Here is a 16,395-nt window from a genome sequence, read left to right on the forward strand (position 1 = left end):
ATGGTGCCGACGCTTCGTGAGAACCCTATGGACCCGATCAAGAAAGCGCTCTGGTGCATCGAAAGCCGCTTCGCCGCGCCGCTCTCGCTCGACGAGATCGCCGAGGTCAGCGGTGTCTCTCGCTTCCATCTGGTGCGCGCCTTCGGCGTGGCGACCGGCCGCCCGGTGATGCGCTATGTGCGCGAACGGCGGTTGACCGAGGCGGCGCGTCAGCTCGCCAATGGCGCGCCCGACATCCTCTCGGTCGCGCTCGACTGGGGCTATGGCTCTCACGAGGCTTTCACCCGCGCTTTCCGCGAGCAGTTCGGCCTCACGCCGGAAGAGCTGCGGGCCCGGCGCGATCTGTCGTCGCTCACCCTCGTGGAGCCGCTTCCCATGAACGCCATGTCTTCCAGCCCGCTGGCCGAGCCGCGCCTCGTCACCGGAAAACCGTTGCTGATCGCCGGATTCGGCGGCCATTTCTCGGTCGAGAATACCGCCGGCATTCCGCTGCTCTGGCAGAAGATGATCCCGCATTTCGGGCATATCCCCGGCCAAATCGGGCATGTCGCCTTTGGCGTGAGCCATAACTGCGACGAGCACGGAGCCTTCGACTACATCGCCGGTGTCGAAGTCTCGAGCTTCAGTGAATTGCCGGAGGAGTTCGCGCGGTTGCGCGTGCCCGAGCAGAACTATGCACTCTTCGAGTACGACGGACACATCACCGGAATCAAAAAAGCGTTCGAATTCATCTGGCGCGACTGGCTGCCGCGATCGGGGCGCGAGCCGGCCCTGGGGCCGACCCTGGAACGGATGGACGAGCGCTTCGACGGGAAGACCGGCAACGGCGTCGTCGAGATCTGGCTCGCCCTCAAGGGCTGATCCGGCCCCCATCGCCGTTGGCGCCGTTGCGTCCCGGGGCATCGCCAGGCTGGATCATCCCGGCGGACATGATCAGCTTGGCGCCCTCCTCGACCGAGATCGCGACCTCGACCACCTCCCTCCTGGGCAGATAGAAGAAGAAGCCGGTGGTCGGGTTCGGCGTGCAGGGCAGGAAGACGCCGATCTGCTCGTCGCCGTCAGGCAGCTTGCCGGCGATCTCGGGCGCCGCCTCCTGCGCGATGAACACGATCGACCACATGCCGGGCTGCGGAAACTGCACCATGCCAACCTTGCGGAACGAGGTACCGGACTGGGAGAAGATCGTCTCGAAGACCTGCTTCACGCCCTTGTAGAGCCCGCGCACCACCGGCATCCGGTTGAGCAGCGCCTCACTGGCGCCGATCAGCGTGCGCCCCACGAGATTGGCGGCGAAGAAGCCGAGCAGCGTCAGCCCGACCAGGGCGAAGACCACGCCGAAGCCGGGCACCGGAAAGCGCAGATAGGTGTCCGGCCAGAACTGCGCCGGAACCAGCGGCTTCACCCAGCCATCGACCAGATTGACGAACCACCATGTCACCGACGCGGTGATGGCGAGAGGCGCCGCCAGCACAAGCCCGGTCAGGAAATAGCGCCGCAGTCGGGTGCCGAAGCTCGGCCGCAACAGGTCGGGATGGACGACGAGATGCGGATCGGGCGGGCGGTCTGCGACCATCGACTATCCTGGGCTTCTGTCGGATCCAAGCTCTGCGGGGGGCTGCAACCCTGCACCGCAATATGCGACGATAGCCGAGCAGCCGCTTCTGGCTAGTCCCTGATTCCTAGGTATCGACAGGCGCGCGTGTCCGAGCCTTCCAGAATGCCGAGCCCCTGGCGCCGCCACCTTTACTTCGCCGCAGGCTGGTTGCTGACCGCCATCGGCGTGATCGGGCTCGTGCTGCCGCTGATGCCGGGCACCATTTTCCTGATCGCCGCGGCCTGGTGCTTCTCGCGCTCGTCGCCGCGCTTCGAGGCTTGGCTGATCGGCCATCCCAAGCTCGGACCGCAGGTCGTGGCCTGGCGGCGGACCGGTTCTATCGCGCGGCGGACCAAGTACATCGCCTGCGGCTCGATGGTCCTGAGCTTCGCGCTGGTCGCGGCGAGCGACGCGCCGCCCGTCGCCTTGTGGGTGACCGGTGCCTGTCTGATCGCGGCGGGCACCTATGTCGCCAGCCGGCCGGAGCCGGCGGGCGATTGATTCAGGCGCGGTTGGAGCATGGGCCCCGAAAAGTGGAGTGCGGCTTTCGAGGGAGCCGATGCAGAATCAAAGGGCTAGACCATCGGACCGAGTATCGTATTCGGTCCGATGGTCTGGCGCTCACTCGACCGTGACCGACTTCGCCAGATTGCGCGGCTGGTCGACGTCCTTACCCATGAAGACGGCCGTCTGATAGGCGATCATCTGGATCGGCACGGCGTAGACGATCGGCGCGAAGAGCGGGTCCATCTCCGGCATGATGATCGTCGCCTCCGGCACGATGCCGCATTCGGCGGCGCCCTTGGCGTCGGTGATCAGAATGATTCGGCCACCGCGCGCCGCGACTTCCTGCATGTTGGAAGCCGTCTTCTCGAAGAGCGCATCGTGCGGCGCGATGACGATGACCGGCATCTCCTCATCGATCAGCGCGATCGGGCCGTGCTTGAGCTCGCCCGCCGGATAGCCTTCGGCGTGGATGTAGCTGATTTCCTTGAGCTTCAGCGCACCTTCCAGCGCCAGAGGGAAGGCTGTGCCGCGGCCGAGATAGAGCACGTCGCGGGCCCGCGACAGCTTGCGGGAGAGCTTCTCGATCTCCGGCTCCAGAGTGAGCGCCTCTGCCATCAGTCCCGGCAGCGCGATCATTTCCTGGACGTATTTCGCTTCCTGCTCGGCAGTGAGCGTGCCGCGCGCCCTTGCCGCCGCGAGGGCGAGGCCGGCGAGCGCCGTCAGCTGGCAAGTGAAGGCCTTGGTCGAGGCGACGCCGATCTCGGGGCCGGCCAGCGTCGGCGCCACGACATCGCTCTCGCGGGCGATGGTCGAGGTCGGCACGTTGACGACGGAGAGCACGTGCTGGCCCTCCTGCCTTGCGTAGCGCAGGCAGGCGAGCGTGTCGGCGGTCTCGCCGGACTGCGAGACGAAGAGCGAGAGCCCGTTCGCCGGCAGCGGCGCCTCGCGGTAGCGGAACTCGGAGGCGACATCGATCTCGACTGGCAGGCGCGCCAGCCGTTCGAACCAGTACTTGGCGGTGAGGCCGGCGTAATAGGCGGTGCCGCAAGCCGAAATCGAGAGGCGCGACAGGCTCTTCCAGTCGAAGGGCGGCTCGAAGGGCAACCGCGCCTGACCGTTGGCCATGTCGATATAGTGGGTCAGCGTGTGGCCGACCACCTCCGGCTGCTCGTAGATCTCCTTGGCCATGAAATGGTGGTGATTGCCCTTCTCGACCAGGAAGGCGCCGGCGGCGACACGCTGGGCGCGGCGCTCCACCTGGGTACCTGAGGCGTCGAAGAAGGTGGCGCCCCTGCGGTTCAGCACCACCCAGTCGCCCTCGTCGAGATAGGCGATCAGATTGGTGAAGGGCGCCAGTGCCAAGGCATCGGAGCCGAGATACATCTCGCCATCGCCGATCCCAACAGCCAGCGGCGAGCCCTTGCGCGCGCCGATCAGCAGATCCTCTTGCCCCTCGAACAGGAACGCGAGCGCGAACGCCCCGCGCAGGCGCGGCAGGCAGGCGCCGACCGCCGCGACCGGGTCCTTGCCGCGGTCGAGTTCGCGGGTGACGAGATGGGCGACGACTTCGGTGTCGGTCTCGGTTTCGAAGACATGGCCACCGGCCTGGAGCTCTGCCTTGAGCTCTCGGAAGTTCTCGATAATGCCGTTGTGAACGACCGCGAGCTTGTCGGTGGCGTGCGGATGGGCGTTGGTCTCGTTCGGCCTGCCATGCGTAGCCCAACGGGTGTGACCGATGCCGATCAACCCGTCGAGCGGCTCGCTCGAGAGCCTGACCTCGAGATTCTTGAGCTTGCCTTCGGCGCGGCGACGGCTGAGCCTGCCACCTTCGAGCGTGGCAACCCCGGCGGAATCATAGCCGCGATATTCGAGCCGCCGCAGCGCCTCGACGACCTGGCCGGCGACTGCCTGCTTGCCGAGAATGCCCACGATCCCGCACATGCGATGCCTCTTAACGTCGTTGTCGGTGCGAACCGCCATAAAGCGCGGCGTCGCGAATGCGAAATCACGTTGGGTGTCCAACTGTGAACGAAAGCGAGGCGACGGCGCCGCGCCACGTCCGGACATCGGCGTCGCCGACCCCCAGCGCCCGGCCCGGACGAGGCCGGTCGCGTCTCGTCAGCCCCTTCTAGCGCCTCACGCGCTAAAGGCCAGCTTTTCGCGCCTTTGCAGCGGCACGGAACGCCGCTGCCCAGCCCTGGCGCTCGATCTGCCTGCCGCGCGCGACTGCGAGAGAATCTGGCGGAACATCGCGGGTGATCACCGAGCCGGAACCGACATAGGCGCCGGCGCCAATCGTCACGGGCGCGACCAGCGCCGAGTTCGAACCGACGAACGCGCCCTCGCCGATCACCGTCTTCGACTTGAAGAAGCCGTCGTAATTGCAGGTGATGGTACCAGCGCCGATATTGGCACCGGCACCGACCTCGGCGTCGCCGATATAGGTGAGATGGTTGACCTTGGCGCCCGCCCCGATCGTCGCGGCCTTGATCTCGACGAAGTTGCCGACCTTCGTCCCCTCGGCGAGATCGGCGCCCGGCCGCAGCCGGGCATAGGGCCCGATCGTCGCGTTCGCGCCAATGCTGGCGCCTTCCAGATGCGAGAAGGCGTGGATCACCGCGCCATCGGCGATGCTGACGCCTGGACCGAAGACGACGTTGGGCTCGATCAGCACATCGCGGCCGATGTGCGTGTCATGGCTGAAGAACACGGTTTCGGGCGCGACCAGGGTTGCGCCGGCCGCCATCGCCTCGAGGCGCCGGCGCTTCTGGAAATCCGCCTCCGCGCCGGCGAGCTGCGCCCGGTCGTTGACGCCCTGCACTTCGGCCTCCGGCGCGATAAGCGCGACCGTCATCAGCCCCTGCCTGCGTCCGACTTCGACGGCATCCGTCAGATAGTATTCGTTCTGGGCGTTGGCGCTGCCGATCGCTTCGAGGATGGCGAGGGCGTGCTTGCCGTCGAGCGCCATCAGGCCGGCATTGCAGAGGCGAATGGCGCGGGTCGCTTCGTCGGCATCCTTGTGCTCGACGATCGCCTCGAGCTGGCCGTCACGGGTGACGAAGCGGCCATAGCCGGCGGGATCGCGTGCCTCGAAGCCGAGCGCCGCGACGCCTGCCCCCTGTCGCAGCGCCTGCCTCAGGCCGGCGTAGGTCTCAGAACGGACCAGGGGCGTATCGGCGAAGGCGACGAGCACATCGTCATGGCCTTCGGCGAGGCTCTCGCGCGCAGCCAGGACGGCATGAGCAGTGCCCTTGCGTTCCACCTGCACTGCGATCCGGGCATGGGGAGCGAGCCTGGCCACCTCGGCGGCGACGTCCGGTCGGTCGGGACCGATCACCACCACGAGCGAATCCGCTCCAGCGGCCGAGACTGCCGCCAGGGCGTGCCCGAGCAGCGACCGCCCCGCCATTTCGTGAAGCACCTTCGGCCGGGCGGATTTCATCCGCGTCCCCTCGCCGGCCGCGAGGATGATGGCGAGGCAGGTTCGGGCGGACTGCATTTCCGTCATGATCTTCGAGTCTCATGCTGTCGGTGCGAAAATCGGTCAGCGCGGCTACATCCGAAGCAAGCCATCGATCCGGCGCAGGCGGGTGCTGCGCCGGGAGTGGATAGCCGATCCCATGCGGATTTGGCAAAGTCGGCTGCGAAGGCGAAAGCGAAGTTGCCGCAAAGCCTTGGCAGGGAGGGGGCGAGCGATCCTGGGGGATGACCTTGCGAAGGCACGCAAGGTGCTTTTTTTCACCTTACAAAGTGGCGTCCGCTTTCCAGCCCGCCGTAAAATGCTCTAGAAGCGCAAAGCGGCCGCTCCGCTGACGGCGCAAGTTGGAACTGATGTCGAAATCCTTGAATCGTCGTCGATTTTTAAGCGCAGCCGCGACCGGCCTCGTCGCCCAGCGCCTGATGTCCGGGGCGCCGGCCCAGGCCCAGTCGAGCTGGGCCGGGCTCGTGCAATCCGTCATCGCTGAAGGCCAGCGCTTCGAAGCCTCGCTCGTCGTCGAAGCGGCTCGGATGCTGTCGCGCCGGCCGATGGTTCCGCTGACCGCGACGGATCTGCCGGAGGGCTACGCCACCTTGCCCTACGACCAGTATGTCGGCATCCGGGCACAACCGGGCGGGCTGATCTGGGCAGGCGAGAATCGCGGCTTCACGATCGAGCCGACACATCGCGGCTATGTCTTTTCGGCGCCGGTCAGCCTGTTCACGATCGAAGACGACATGGTTCGACGCGTCGCCTTCGACCGCGGCAAGTTCGACTATGGCCGCGTCAATCCGCCTCCGGCCGGCGTCGATCTGCAATTCTCTGGGTTTCGGGTCGCAACCGGGCTCGAGCGGCCTTTTGAAGTCGCCATTTTCCAGGGCGCGACCTTCTTCCGCTCGCTGGCGCGCGGCCAGAATTTCGGCGCGCTCGCCCGGGCGCTGATCCTGCGCCCCGGCGAAACGCGCGGCGAGGAGATTCCGTTCTTCCGGGCCTACTGGATCGAGAGGCCAAGTCCAGCTTCGGGCGTGCTGATCATCCATGGCTTGCTCGATTCGGAGAGCGTGACGGGAGCGGTGCGCATGACCTTGCGCCCCGGTGACCTCACCTTCATCGACGTCGAGATGACACTGTTCGCCCGCGCCAATCTCGACCATGTCGGCTTCGGCTGCACGATGGGCACCTTCTTCGCCGGGCCGCAAAGCCGGCGCACCTTCGACGATGTGCGGCCTTCGATCCACGAACTATCCGGCGTCCAGATGCAGTCCGGGACCGGCGAGTGGATCTACCGGCCGCTGAGCAACCCGACCAATCTGCAGGTCTCCTCCTTCCAGGATTCCAACCCGCGTGGTTTCGGCCTGGTGCAGCGCGAGCGCGATCCAAACGCCTTCATCGACGACGACCAGCGGTTCGAGCTGCGGCCGAGCGTCTGGATGGAGCCGCTCGGCGAGTGGGGGCAAGGCTCGGTTCAGCTGATCGAGATCCCAACCGAGTCGGAGCAGAACGACAACATCATCGCCTATTGGCGGCCGCGCCAGCCGATCGCTGCCGGCAGCGAGACGACCGTGGCCTATCGTCAGGCCTGGTGTTGGCAGCCGCCAGATCGGCCGGCGTTGGCGGTCGCCACCCGCAGCCGGCAGGGCCGCGGCTCGCAAGGCCGCCGGCGCCGCTTCATCGTCGATTTCACCGGCGAGCGGCTAAACGATGCGGGCCTCATCGCAGCGACACGCGCCGTCGTGACCGCAACTCCCGGAGCGGTCCATAATCTGCGCGTCTGGCCTTTCCCGGAGCGGCGGACTATGCGCGTCGCCTTCGAGGTCGACCCCGGCAACGAGAATCTTTCGGAACTGCGCCTCGTGCTTGATGCAGGCGGCCAGGCGGTATCCGAGACTTGGCTGAATCGATGGACGTGGTGAGCATGCAGGAGGCCGTTGTGGACGAGATCGTCCGCAAGCCCGAACCCGAGACTGCGACCTGGCCGGCGCCCTTCGAGGCGACGCCGCCGGATAACCGGCTCGACATGCCCGTGCAGTCCTTCCGCCGCTGGAAGGGCTCGGAGCGGCGCGCTCCGGCCGCGCCTTCGGCCTGGCGCACGCCCTGGCTGGCGCGCCTCTTCGTCTTCGGCGGCGCCTGGGCACTCACGGCCTACGGCGCCTGGGAAATGTACAATGTCGTGTCGGTCAGCCGCACGACCTTCCTGCAGTATGTGCTGCTCCTGCTGTTCACGGTGAACTTCTCCTGGATCGCGCTCGCCTTCACCAGCGCCATCCTCGGCTTCGTCACGCTGCTGTTCGGACTGTTGAAGAGCCCGCGTGCGGAGACTCTGAGCCAGAAGACCGTGGTGGTGATGCCGATCTACAACGAATCGACGGCGCGGACCTTCGCGGCACTGGCCGCGATCCGCGAATCCGTCGAGGCGACCGGGCTCGGCGAGCATTTCGACTATTTCATCGTCTCGGACACGACCAATCCCGACATCTGGGTCGCGGAGGAGCGTGCCTTCCTGGCCCTGCGCCAGCGGCTAGGGCCGGAAGCGCGGATCTATTATCGCCACCGGCCGAAGAACCATCACCGCAAGGCCGGCAATATCGCGGACTTCGTCACCCGCTGGGGCGGGCATTACGCCCATATGGTCGTGCTCGACGCCGACAGCCTGATGACCGGCACCTGCATCGTGCGCCTCGCCGCGGCGATGGAGGCCGACCCCGATGCCGGCATCATCCAGTCGCTGCCGCTGATCATCAACCGCAACACCTTCTTCGCGCGACTGCAGCAGTTCGCCGCCCGCGTCTACGGGCCGGTGATCGCGACCGGGCTCGCCGTCTGGTCAGGCCGCGACGGCAACTACTGGGGCCATAACGCGATCATCCGGACGAAGGCCTTCGCCGATCACTGCGGTCTGCCCGATCTCAAGGGCAAGCCGCCCTTCGGCGGCCACGTCCTCAGCCATGACTTCGTCGAGGCGGCACTGATCCGCCGCGCCGGCTGGTCGGTCTACATGCTGCCCGACCTGACGGGCTCCTATGAGGAGAGCCCGCCCTCGCTGATCGACATCGCGACGCGCGACCGGCGCTGGTGCCAGGGCAATCTCCAGCATTCGCGCATCATCGGCGCCAAGGGACTGCTGCTGGCGACACGGCAGCATTTCGCCACCGGCATGATGGCCTATCTCGCCTCGCCCTTCTGGCTTATGCAGCTGGTGGTCGGCATCCTGATCGTGCTCCAGGTCAATTACGCGCGCCCGGAATACTTCACGCACGAGTTCACGCTCTTCCCGGTCTGGCCGCGCTTCGACCCCGAGCGCGCCTTGAACCTGTTCGCCCTGACCATGGCGATCCTGCTGGCACCGAAGCTGTTCGGCCTGCTGCTGACGCTGTTCGACGGCAAGCTGCGGCGCGCCTGCGGCGGCGGCATCCGCCTGACCCTTTCGGCCCTGCTCGAGGTCCTGTTCTCGGCGATCTTCGCGCCGATCATGATGGTGATCCAGTCCGGCTCGGTCTTCCAGATCCTGCTCGGGCGCGACACCGGCTGGAATCCGCAGCGCCGCGACGACGGCTCGATCCCATTCAAGGACATCGTCCGGCGGCACCGCACGCACACCATGCTCGGCCTGATCGCCGGCCTATCGGCCTTCATGATCGCGACCTCGCTTTTCGCCTGGATGTCGCCGACGATCGTCGGTCTCGTGCTGGCCATCCCGCTGTCCTGGGCTTCGGGCCAGCTTGCGCTCGGCCTTTGGCTGAAACGGCACAATCTGTTGGTCACGCCCGAGGAAGGCGCTCCGCCGCCGATCGCGACGCGTGCGAACGCGCTCCAGGCCGAATTCGCCAAGGCCGGCTTTGACGACGCGGACGGCCTGCTGGCACTGCACGCCGACCAGGTCCTCCGTTCGGCCCATGAGAGCATGCTGCCGCAGGTCCAGCCGCGGCGGCGCGGCGAGATCGAGCCCGAGCGCGCCGTGGCCCAGGCCAAGCTGATCGACGCCGAGACCGTCTCCGACGCGATGATCTGGCTGAAGCCGAAGGAGCGTATGGTCGTGCTGCACGACCGGGCGCTGCTCGGCCTGCTAGCCAATCTGCCTGAGGGCCCGGCCCATGCCGGCGCCGAGGCGCCGGCTCGGTAACGAGAGGGTTCGTTCCTCAGCCCTGCTCGAAGACGATCGCGCAGCCGCGCGCGCTGGCAGCCGGAACGATGATCCGGCGCTCTGAGCGGCGGTGCTCGATGCCCTGGCGCGCCAGCCTCTCTTCGACCGCGGCCAGCTCCGGCACCGTAACGGCGAAACCGGCAAAATGCGGCGTTTCCGCCGCGGATTCGACAGTGCCGAATGCCAACTCGGCAGCTCTGGGCGTAAGCACCTCGATGCGGCCGCGCGGCAGATCGAAACGCAGGCCGCCATCTGCCGTCGCAATCGCCGCCGCACCGGAAAAGCCCGAGAGAAAGTCGCGCTGCGCCAGCGGCTCGGCGGCGACCATGAAGGTCGCGGCGAGCCCGCTCGCGCCATTCTCGTGCTGCTGGAAGGCCGGGTTCCAGAAGTTCTGCGGCTCATGCTGTTGGCAGACGAAGAAGCCGCATTGGCGCGCAGCCGGATTCTCGGTGAAGGCCAGGCTGAAGGCGACGCGAACTTCCGTGCCGTCGGGCCTCTTTGCCTGCCGCTCGAAGAAGAAGGGCTCGAAATCGCCGATCTCCGCCTGCCTGAAGGCTTCTGCATCGGCGCGAGAATCGCGGCTTTCGAGCACCAGCATCGACATCCCCTCGCCGCGCGCCAGGGCATCGCGGACGAACGCGCCGAAGGAGAACAGGCGCTGGCCGTGCGGAGGAATCGCCGAGCCGTCGCCGATGGTGATCAATTCGAGGAAGGCGCCCGGAAACTGGACGATGCGGTTCTCGGTTCCCCAGGGATGGCGGTTGCGCGCGCCGACCCGAAAGCCGAGGCGAGCATAGAAGTCGCCGGCAGCGTCGAGATCGGCCACGCCGATGACGAGATGGTCGAGCCCGCGCGAGGGCGATGGCTGGTTCATGGCGGGTAGGCCTCGCAAAGTCAGGATCGGCGATTCGCGCCATGATAGCGCATCGCTCGCACCAGGCGCGTCCGATCCTAGGCCTCGATGAAGTGCGGCACGAAGCGCGAGGTGTTCTTGGTGATCGGCGTTGCATCCTCCCGGATGCCGAGCCCGCAGGGCTGCGAGGCGACCAGCCAGGAGCCGAGCACCGGGTAGTTACCGTCGAAATTCGGCAGCATCGCCGTCGCCTGCAGCACGAAGCCCTCGGCTCCATAAGGACCGTCGTCGCTGTCGCGCACCTTGCCGCCTTCGACCAGCGTCACATTGGCGCCCTCGCGCGAATAGAGCGGCTTGCGGACATGGCTGGCGCCGAGCGCGGCGCTGCGAGGATCGCCCTCGAAGAAGGCCGGCAGCAGATTGGGGTGGCCGGGCGCCATCTCCCAGAGATAGGGTAGCAGCCCCTTGCTGGAGACCAACGCCTTCCAGGGCGGCTCGACGAAACGGCAGCGCGAGCCCGCGAGCGCCCCGGCGTATTGCTCGCGGAACAGCCATTCCCAAGGATAGAGCTTGAACAGCGTCTCGATCGGCAGGCTGGCACCATCGCAGAAGCGCCCATCGGCGAGGAGGCCGATCTCCTCGATGAAGGTGAAGCGCGCGTCGATCCCGGCCTGCGTGGCGCAATCCATCAGGTAGTCGACCGTGCCCTTGTCCTCGGCGCTGCCCTCGACGCAGGTGAAGTGCATGCGTTCGGGCGCCGGCGCGCGTAGCTGGCCGAAGGCCGTGACCAGCCGCTCATGCAGCGAGTTGAACTGGTCGCAGCCGCGCGAGAGCCTCCCCTGCGCCATCGCCTGTTCGAGCCAGTCCCACTGCACCACGGCGGCCTCGAACAGCGAGGTCGGCGTGTCGGCATTGTATTCGAGCAGCTTCGCCGGTCCCTTACCGTCATAGGCGAAGTCGAGCCGGCCATAGAGGTTCCGGTCGCCGCGCTGCCAGCTTTCGCGGATCAGCTGCCATTGCGCTTCCGGCACGGCGAGCCGGCGCATGATCTCCTCGTCGACTATGGCGCGCTCGACGAAGGCGAAGCAGAGCTCCTCGATCGCTGCGCTCGGCGCCTCGATATCGTCCTCGATCTGCCGCAGCGTGAAACCGTAGGCGACGCTCTCGTCCCAATAGATCTCGCCGTCGATCGTGTGGAAGGCGAAGCCGAGGCGTTCGACCTGGGCCTGCCAGTCCGGGCGTGGAGATAGGGAAAGCCGGCGCATCGTCAGGACGAGGAGTGGGAGGAATAGGAGCGCGAGCTCGAGCCGAAGCCGCCGCGCGAGGCGACGCTCGGCGTGCTCGCCATCCCAGTCGACGAGATGTTGCGCGCGACCATCGCCTGCCCCGAGGTGGTGGTGTAGGCGCGCGAACGGCTGCTGCTGCCACCATAGTAGCCGCCGCTGGACGATGAGGATGATGAAGAACTGCGTGCCGGCTGCTCGCATTCCGGGCGTCCGGAACCGGCCTGACGGGTACCGGGTGGGCAGGCAGAACTGGTCGGCGGCAGGAGCGGCTGGGCCGCGCCGCCGCCAGACATGAACTGCCGCGCCAGCATGATGCCGGCGAGCGCGGGAATGGCGACCTGCGCCCCGTTCCAGACCGCGCTCTGGCAGCCACCGCTGCCATATTCCTGCTCGCAGGCCGCCGTGCTCGTGAACTTCTTGGCCTCGCGCAGATGGTTGGCGGAAGCCTCGTTGAAGCGCTGCTCGCACTGGCTCGCGGTCAGCTGGTTGGCGGCACGGCACTCCGCGACGTTGTTGTATACAAGCGAATCGTGGGTTTCGCCGCCGGAGAGCGACCAGTAGCTTGCCACGAGCACGACACCCGCCGCGGCCAGACCGATCTGGGTCGAGCGCTTCATGCCGGCCTCCTCATTCGGTCATGCTGGCGGCAGCCAGGGTCCCGCTGACGATCGCGATCACGGCCAGCATCGCGGCAGAGGGGATCCGGTCCTCCTCGATCTTGCGCGAGAGCTCCGGGATCACGATGCGGGCAAATCCATAGGCGCCGAACTGGATCAGCATGGCGATGACCGCCCAGATCACCAGGTCGGGAATGCTGCTGGCCTGCTCGATCGCCTTTTCCAGCGGCACGGAAAAGCCGACGACGTTGCCGCCAAAGGCGATCGCGGCGGAAAGATTGCCGTTGCGGATCAGCGCGATCTCGTCATGGGCGGTGAGACGCAGATAGGCCACCGCAAACCCGGCGATCAGCGCAAAGCCGACACAGAAATAGAGCAGGAATGCCGGCAAACCGGCCATCGAGATCGTCATGCCGCCCCCCGCGAAGGCCTAAGCCGAGAGGGCTCACTATACGGCAGCGGCAGGGATGCGCCAGACTGTCGCAGGGCAGATGGAAACGGCATTGCGCGCCTCGCCTCCATGAAGAAATGCGAAGCGCGCCTTGTTGCGGTTTGGGCGAAAATCGCGCGTCCAAGGGCCGCTGCGCTCTTGGCCCTTATCCCGAGGAGCAGCCTTCATCAGGCTGCGTCTCAACGGATGGTTCAGGCAGTGCCGGAGCCTCGACTTGCATGCTTCGAGACGCCGCGATGCGGCTCGCCGGTATGAGGACGGAGAAACTCCGAACGGGCCGTCAGAACAGCCGGCTCTGCACCACCGCAGCTTCAATGAAGCTGGCGAAGAGCGGATGCGGCTCGAACGGCCGAGACTTCAGCTCGGGGTGGTACTGCACGCCGATGAACCAGGGATGGTCGGCGTATTCGACCGTCTCCGGCAACAGCCCGTCGGGCGAGACGCCGCTGAAGCGCAGGCCGCGCGCCTCGAGCTGCTGGCGGTAGCTCATATTGACCTCGTAGCGATGGCGATGGCGCTCCGAGATCTCGGTCGAGCCGTAGATCTTGGCGATCTTCGTGTCGGCCGAGAGATGCGAGGCGTAGGCGCCGAGCCGCATCGAACCGCCGAGATCGCCGCCGGCTGCGCGCTGCTCGATCTCGTTCCCACGCATCCATTCGGTCATCAGGCCGACGACGGGCTCGTCGGTCGGGCCGAACTCGGTCGAATTCGCGCCCTCGATGCCGGCCAGCGAACGGGCTGCTTCGATCACCGCCATCTGCATGCCGAAGCAGATGCCGAAATAGGGCACCTTGCGCTGCCTGGCGAAGGTCGCCGCCTTGATCTTGCCCTCGGCGCCGCGATGGCCGAAACCGCCGGGCACGAGGATGCCGTGGACATGCTCGAGGAAGGGGGTCGGGTCCTCCTTCTCGAAGACTTCCGACTCGATCCAGTCGAGATTGACCTTGACCCGGTTGGCGATGCCGCCATGGGTCAGCGCCTCGATCAGCGACTTATAGGCGTCCTTCATCCCCGTATACTTGCCGACGATGGCGATGGTGACCTCGCCTTCGGGGCTCTTCACGCGCTCGGAGATGCGCCGCCAGTTGCCGAGGTCGGGCTCGGCGCCAGCCTCGATACCGAATGCCGCCAGCACCTCATTGTCGAGGCCCTCGGCATGATAGGAGAGCGGCACGTCGTAGATCGAGGACACGTCGCGGGCCTCGATCACTGCCGTCTCGCGGACATTGCAGAACAGAGCGAGCTTGCGGCGCTCCTCGCGCGGAATCTCGCGATCGGTGCGGCAGAGCAGGATGTCGGGTTGGATGCCGATCGAGCGCAGCTCGGCGACCGAATGCTGGGTCGGCTTGGTCTTCAGCTCGCCCGCGGTCGGGATATAGGGCAGCAGCGTCAGATGCAGGAAGATGCACTGGCCGCGCGGCAATTGCTGGTTGGTCTGGCGGATGGCTTCCAGGAACGGCAGGCTCTCTATGTCGCCGACCGTGCCGCCGATCTCGACCAGCACGAAATCGTAGCCCTCGTTGCCGGAGAGCACGAATTCCTTGATGGCGTTGGTGACGTGCGGGATCACCTGGATCGTCGCGCCGAGATAGTCGCCCCGGCGCTCGCGCGTCAGGATGTCCATGTAGATGCGGCCGGTGGTGATGTTGTCGCCCTTGTTGCAGGGCCGGCCGGTGAAGCGCTCGTAATGACCGAGATCGAGATCGGTCTCGGCTCCGTCATCGGTGACGAAGACCTCGCCATGCTGATACGGGCTCATCGTGCCCGGATCGACATTGAGGTAGGGGTCGAGCTTGCGCAGGCGGACCGAATAGCCACGTGCCTGCAGAAGGGCTGCGAGAGCCGCCGACGCCAGGCCTTTGCCGAGCGAGGACACCACGCCGCCGGTGATGAAAACATACCGCGTCATGGGAGGTCACCTTTAACGCCAAGATTGCGATTCGCTAAGCGCGCCGACGAGGGTCGGACCTGCGCTGCGTGCTTGTCCACAAAAGAGAGATGCCGATCTTCCGGCGCTTCCCCCTCAAAAGAGAAGGGCCGGTTTCCCGGCCCCTGCCCTACTCCGATCACTGTCCCGGCGCTGCCGGGGTCGGCGGCTGCGAGCCGCCGGGATTCTGCATCTGCCGCAGCTGGTCGAGGACGCCGCCGGCATTGGGAGCCGAAGGCGCGCTCGGGGCGGCCGGAGCCGTGGCGCCCGGAGCCGGTGCGCCGTCGATGATCGAACGCTGGGTCCGGCCATGGGTCGCGAGCACGGCGAGCGTCAGCGAAGTGATGAAGAACAGGCCGGCCAGGATCGCCGTGGCGCGCGTAAGCGCGTTGGCCTGGCCACGGCCGGTCATGAAGCCGCCGACACCGCCGCCGCCACCAGACCCCATGCCGAGGCCGCCGCCCTCCGAGCGCTGGAGCAGGACGACGCCGACGAGCGCGATCACGATGATCAGGTGGATGACGATGAGAACGTTCTGCATGGCTCACGAAATGGGTATGGCGCGCCTGTTCGCCAAGATGGACGATCCGGCACGGATCCGCGTTTTCGGCGGTGCCCATAGCATGGGCATGCGCATTGCACCACCGGCGATTTCAGCAGATCTGGCTCAGCCGCAGGCGCGGGCGATCGCCAGGAAGTCCCCGGCCTTGAGACTGGCGCCGCCGACGAGCGCGCCGTCGACATCCGCGACGCTCATCAGCTCTGCGGCGTTGGACGGCTTCACCGAGCCGCCATAGAGCAGCCTGACGCCGGCAGCAGCGGCTTTGCCGAGGATGCGGCCGAGATCGGCGCGGATCGCGGCATGCATCTCGGCGACATCGGCGGTCGTCGGCGTCAGACCGGTGCCGATCGCCCAGACCGGCTCGTAGGCGACGACCAGCGTCGCGCCCGTCGAGCCTTCCGGGACAGAACCGCGCAGCTGCTTCTTCACAACGGCGAGTGCCTTGCCGGCCTCGCGTTCGTCCTTCGTCTCGCCTACGCAGACGATCGGCACCAGCAGCGCGGCCTGCGCCGCCTCCGCCTTCGCCTTCACGGTCGCGTCCCGCTCGCCATGCAGGGTGCGGCGCTCGGAATGGCCGACGATGGCAAACTGCGCGCCGGCATCGGCCAGCATCGCGGCCGAGACCTCGCCGGTGAAGGCACCGCTTTCGCGCAGGCTGCAATCCTGGCCTCCGGTGGCGATGCGCGAGCCGATCAGCGCAGCCGACATCGCATAGAGCAGCGTCGCGGGCGGGCAGATGGCGAGGTCGACCTTCGTCCGCAGGGCGCCGTCATGGCCCCGCGCGATCTCTGCGGCGATGCTGAGATCCGCCTTGAGGCCATTCATCTTCCAGTTGCCCGCCACCAGCGGCTTGATGCTTGCCGTCACGCCCATTCTCCAATTTGCCTGCAAGGGCACTAGCAATGCCGGGAACGGTTCGCAATCGGCTGCGAGCTGCGGCGATTGCCGAGCCGGGCCTCTGTTCCTATAAGCGGCGCGC

14 protein-coding genes are annotated in these 16,395 nt (G+C 66.7%); 4 read left to right on the forward strand and 10 right to left on the reverse strand.

All coding sequences use genetic code 11. The annotated features are described in order from the left end of the window. The first annotated feature begins 27 nt into the window (after positions 1-27). Positions 28-861: an AraC family transcriptional regulator gene (locus tag DK26_RS05750; RefSeq protein WP_066469280.1), complete on the forward strand. Its 834-nt coding sequence runs from the start codon at positions 28-30 to the stop codon at positions 859-861. Here the strand turns inward: DK26_RS05750 and DK26_RS05755 are convergent. Continuing rightward, on the reverse strand, positions 851-1,573 hold the full coding sequence (locus DK26_RS05755) for a DUF502 domain-containing protein (RefSeq protein WP_066469281.1): 723 nt from the start codon (positions 1,571-1,573) through the stop codon (positions 851-853). The genes DK26_RS05750 and DK26_RS05755 overlap by 11 nt on opposite strands. A gap of 144 nt (positions 1,574-1,717) precedes the next feature. Here DK26_RS05755 and DK26_RS05760 point away from each other — a divergent pair, with 144 nt between their 5' ends. Then, complete coding sequence (locus DK26_RS05760; RefSeq protein WP_066469282.1) at positions 1,718-2,095, forward strand: YbaN family protein; 378 nt, start codon at positions 1,718-1,720, stop codon at positions 2,093-2,095. A gap of 120 nt (positions 2,096-2,215) precedes the next feature. On the opposite strand, the gene glmS is transcribed toward DK26_RS05760, so the two are convergent. Continuing rightward, positions 2,216-4,042: a glutamine--fructose-6-phosphate transaminase (isomerizing) gene (gene glmS, locus DK26_RS05765; RefSeq protein WP_066469284.1), complete on the reverse strand. Its 1,827-nt coding sequence runs from the start codon at positions 4,040-4,042 to the stop codon at positions 2,216-2,218. A 202-nt stretch (positions 4,043-4,244) separates the two neighbouring features. Next, entirely contained in the window at positions 4,245-5,600 is a 1,356-nt protein-coding gene (gene glmU / locus DK26_RS05770) for a bifunctional UDP-N-acetylglucosamine diphosphorylase/glucosamine-1-phosphate N-acetyltransferase GlmU (RefSeq protein ID WP_157089563.1), read from the reverse strand. Positions 5,601-5,932: 332 nt separating this feature from the next. Between glmU and DK26_RS05775 the strand changes: the two genes are divergently transcribed. Together DK26_RS05775 and mdoH are read left to right on the forward strand one after the other, a co-directional pair. After that, positions 5,933-7,492, forward strand: a complete 1,560-nt coding sequence (locus DK26_RS05775; protein ID WP_083532988.1) for a glucan biosynthesis protein — start codon at positions 5,933-5,935, stop codon at positions 7,490-7,492. Then, entirely contained in the window at positions 7,480-9,699 is a 2,220-nt protein-coding gene (gene mdoH / locus DK26_RS05780; RefSeq protein WP_083532989.1) for a glucans biosynthesis glucosyltransferase MdoH, read from the forward strand. Before DK26_RS05775 ends, mdoH begins: the two co-directional genes overlap by 13 nt. Before the next feature lie 16 nt (positions 9,700-9,715). Here mdoH and DK26_RS05785 read toward each other — a convergent pair whose 3' ends face one another. From DK26_RS05785 to tpiA, 7 genes are all read right to left on the reverse strand, one after another. Next, positions 9,716-10,594 carry a VOC family protein gene (locus DK26_RS05785; protein ID WP_066469288.1) on the reverse strand — a complete coding sequence of 293 codons (879 nt, stop codon included), beginning with the start codon at positions 10,592-10,594 and terminating at the stop codon, positions 9,716-9,718. A gap of 77 nt (positions 10,595-10,671) precedes the next feature. After that, entirely contained in the window at positions 10,672-11,838 is a 1,167-nt protein-coding gene (locus DK26_RS05790; RefSeq protein WP_066469289.1) for a glutathionylspermidine synthase family protein, read from the reverse strand. A gap of 2 nt (positions 11,839-11,840) precedes the next feature. Next, positions 11,841-12,476 carry a DUF1190 domain-containing protein gene (locus DK26_RS05795; RefSeq protein WP_066469290.1) on the reverse strand — a complete coding sequence of 212 codons (636 nt, stop codon included), beginning with the start codon at positions 12,474-12,476 and terminating at the stop codon, positions 11,841-11,843. Positions 12,477-12,486: 10 nt separating this feature from the next. Beyond that, a complete protein-coding gene (locus tag DK26_RS05800; protein ID WP_066469292.1) occupies positions 12,487-12,888 on the reverse strand; it encodes a DUF350 domain-containing protein in 402 nt (133 codons plus the stop codon). 319 nt (positions 12,889-13,207) lie between these two features. Continuing rightward, positions 13,208-14,836 (reverse strand): CTP synthase, encoded by a 1,629-nt coding sequence (locus DK26_RS05805; protein ID WP_066469294.1) that lies wholly within the window; start codon positions 14,834-14,836, stop codon positions 13,208-13,210. 157 nt (positions 14,837-14,993) lie between these two features. Next, positions 14,994-15,395, reverse strand: coding sequence for a preprotein translocase subunit SecG (secG, locus tag DK26_RS05810; RefSeq protein ID WP_066469296.1), 402 nt, complete (start codon positions 15,393-15,395; stop codon positions 14,994-14,996). Positions 15,396-15,521: 126 nt separating this feature from the next. Further along, on the reverse strand, positions 15,522-16,283 hold the full coding sequence (gene tpiA, locus DK26_RS05815; protein WP_066470159.1) for a triose-phosphate isomerase: 762 nt from the start codon (positions 16,281-16,283) through the stop codon (positions 15,522-15,524). Between the last annotated feature and the right edge of the window lie 112 nt (positions 16,284-16,395).

It is taken from the genome of Allobosea sp. WAO (assembly GCF_001509835.1).
GTDB lineage: Bacteria > Pseudomonadota > Alphaproteobacteria > Rhizobiales > Beijerinckiaceae > Allobosea.

Coding starts and splice junctions, on each gene's coding strand:
- DK26_RS05750 (WP_066469280.1), top strand. CDS start 28: ATGGACCCGATCAAGAAAGCGCTCTGGTGCATCGAAAGCCGCTTCGCC.
- DK26_RS05755 (WP_066469281.1), bottom strand. CDS start 1,573: ATGGTCGCAGACCGCCCGCCCGATCCGCATCTCGTCGTCCATCCCGAC.
- DK26_RS05760 (WP_066469282.1), top strand. CDS start 1,718: ATGCCGAGCCCCTGGCGCCGCCACCTTTACTTCGCCGCAGGCTGGTTG.
- glmS (WP_066469284.1), bottom strand. CDS start 4,042: ATGTGCGGGATCGTGGGCATTCTCGGCAAGCAGGCAGTCGCCGGCCAG.
- glmU (WP_157089563.1), bottom strand. CDS start 5,600: ATGCAGTCCGCCCGAACCTGCCTCGCCATCATCCTCGCGGCCGGCGAG.
- DK26_RS05775 (WP_083532988.1), top strand. CDS start 5,933: ATGTCGAAATCCTTGAATCGTCGTCGATTTTTAAGCGCAGCCGCGACC.
- mdoH (WP_083532989.1), top strand. CDS start 7,480: ATGGACGTGGTGAGCATGCAGGAGGCCGTTGTGGACGAGATCGTCCGC.
- DK26_RS05785 (WP_066469288.1), bottom strand. CDS start 10,594: ATGAACCAGCCATCGCCCTCGCGCGGGCTCGACCATCTCGTCATCGGC.
- DK26_RS05790 (WP_066469289.1), bottom strand. CDS start 11,838: ATGCGCCGGCTTTCCCTATCTCCACGCCCGGACTGGCAGGCCCAGGTC.
- DK26_RS05795 (WP_066469290.1), bottom strand. CDS start 12,476: ATGAAGCGCTCGACCCAGATCGGTCTGGCCGCGGCGGGTGTCGTGCTC.
- DK26_RS05800 (WP_066469292.1), bottom strand. CDS start 12,888: ATGACGATCTCGATGGCCGGTTTGCCGGCATTCCTGCTCTATTTCTGT.
- DK26_RS05805 (WP_066469294.1), bottom strand. CDS start 14,836: ATGACGCGGTATGTTTTCATCACCGGCGGCGTGGTGTCCTCGCTCGGC.
- secG (WP_066469296.1), bottom strand. CDS start 15,395: ATGCAGAACGTTCTCATCGTCATCCACCTGATCATCGTGATCGCGCTC.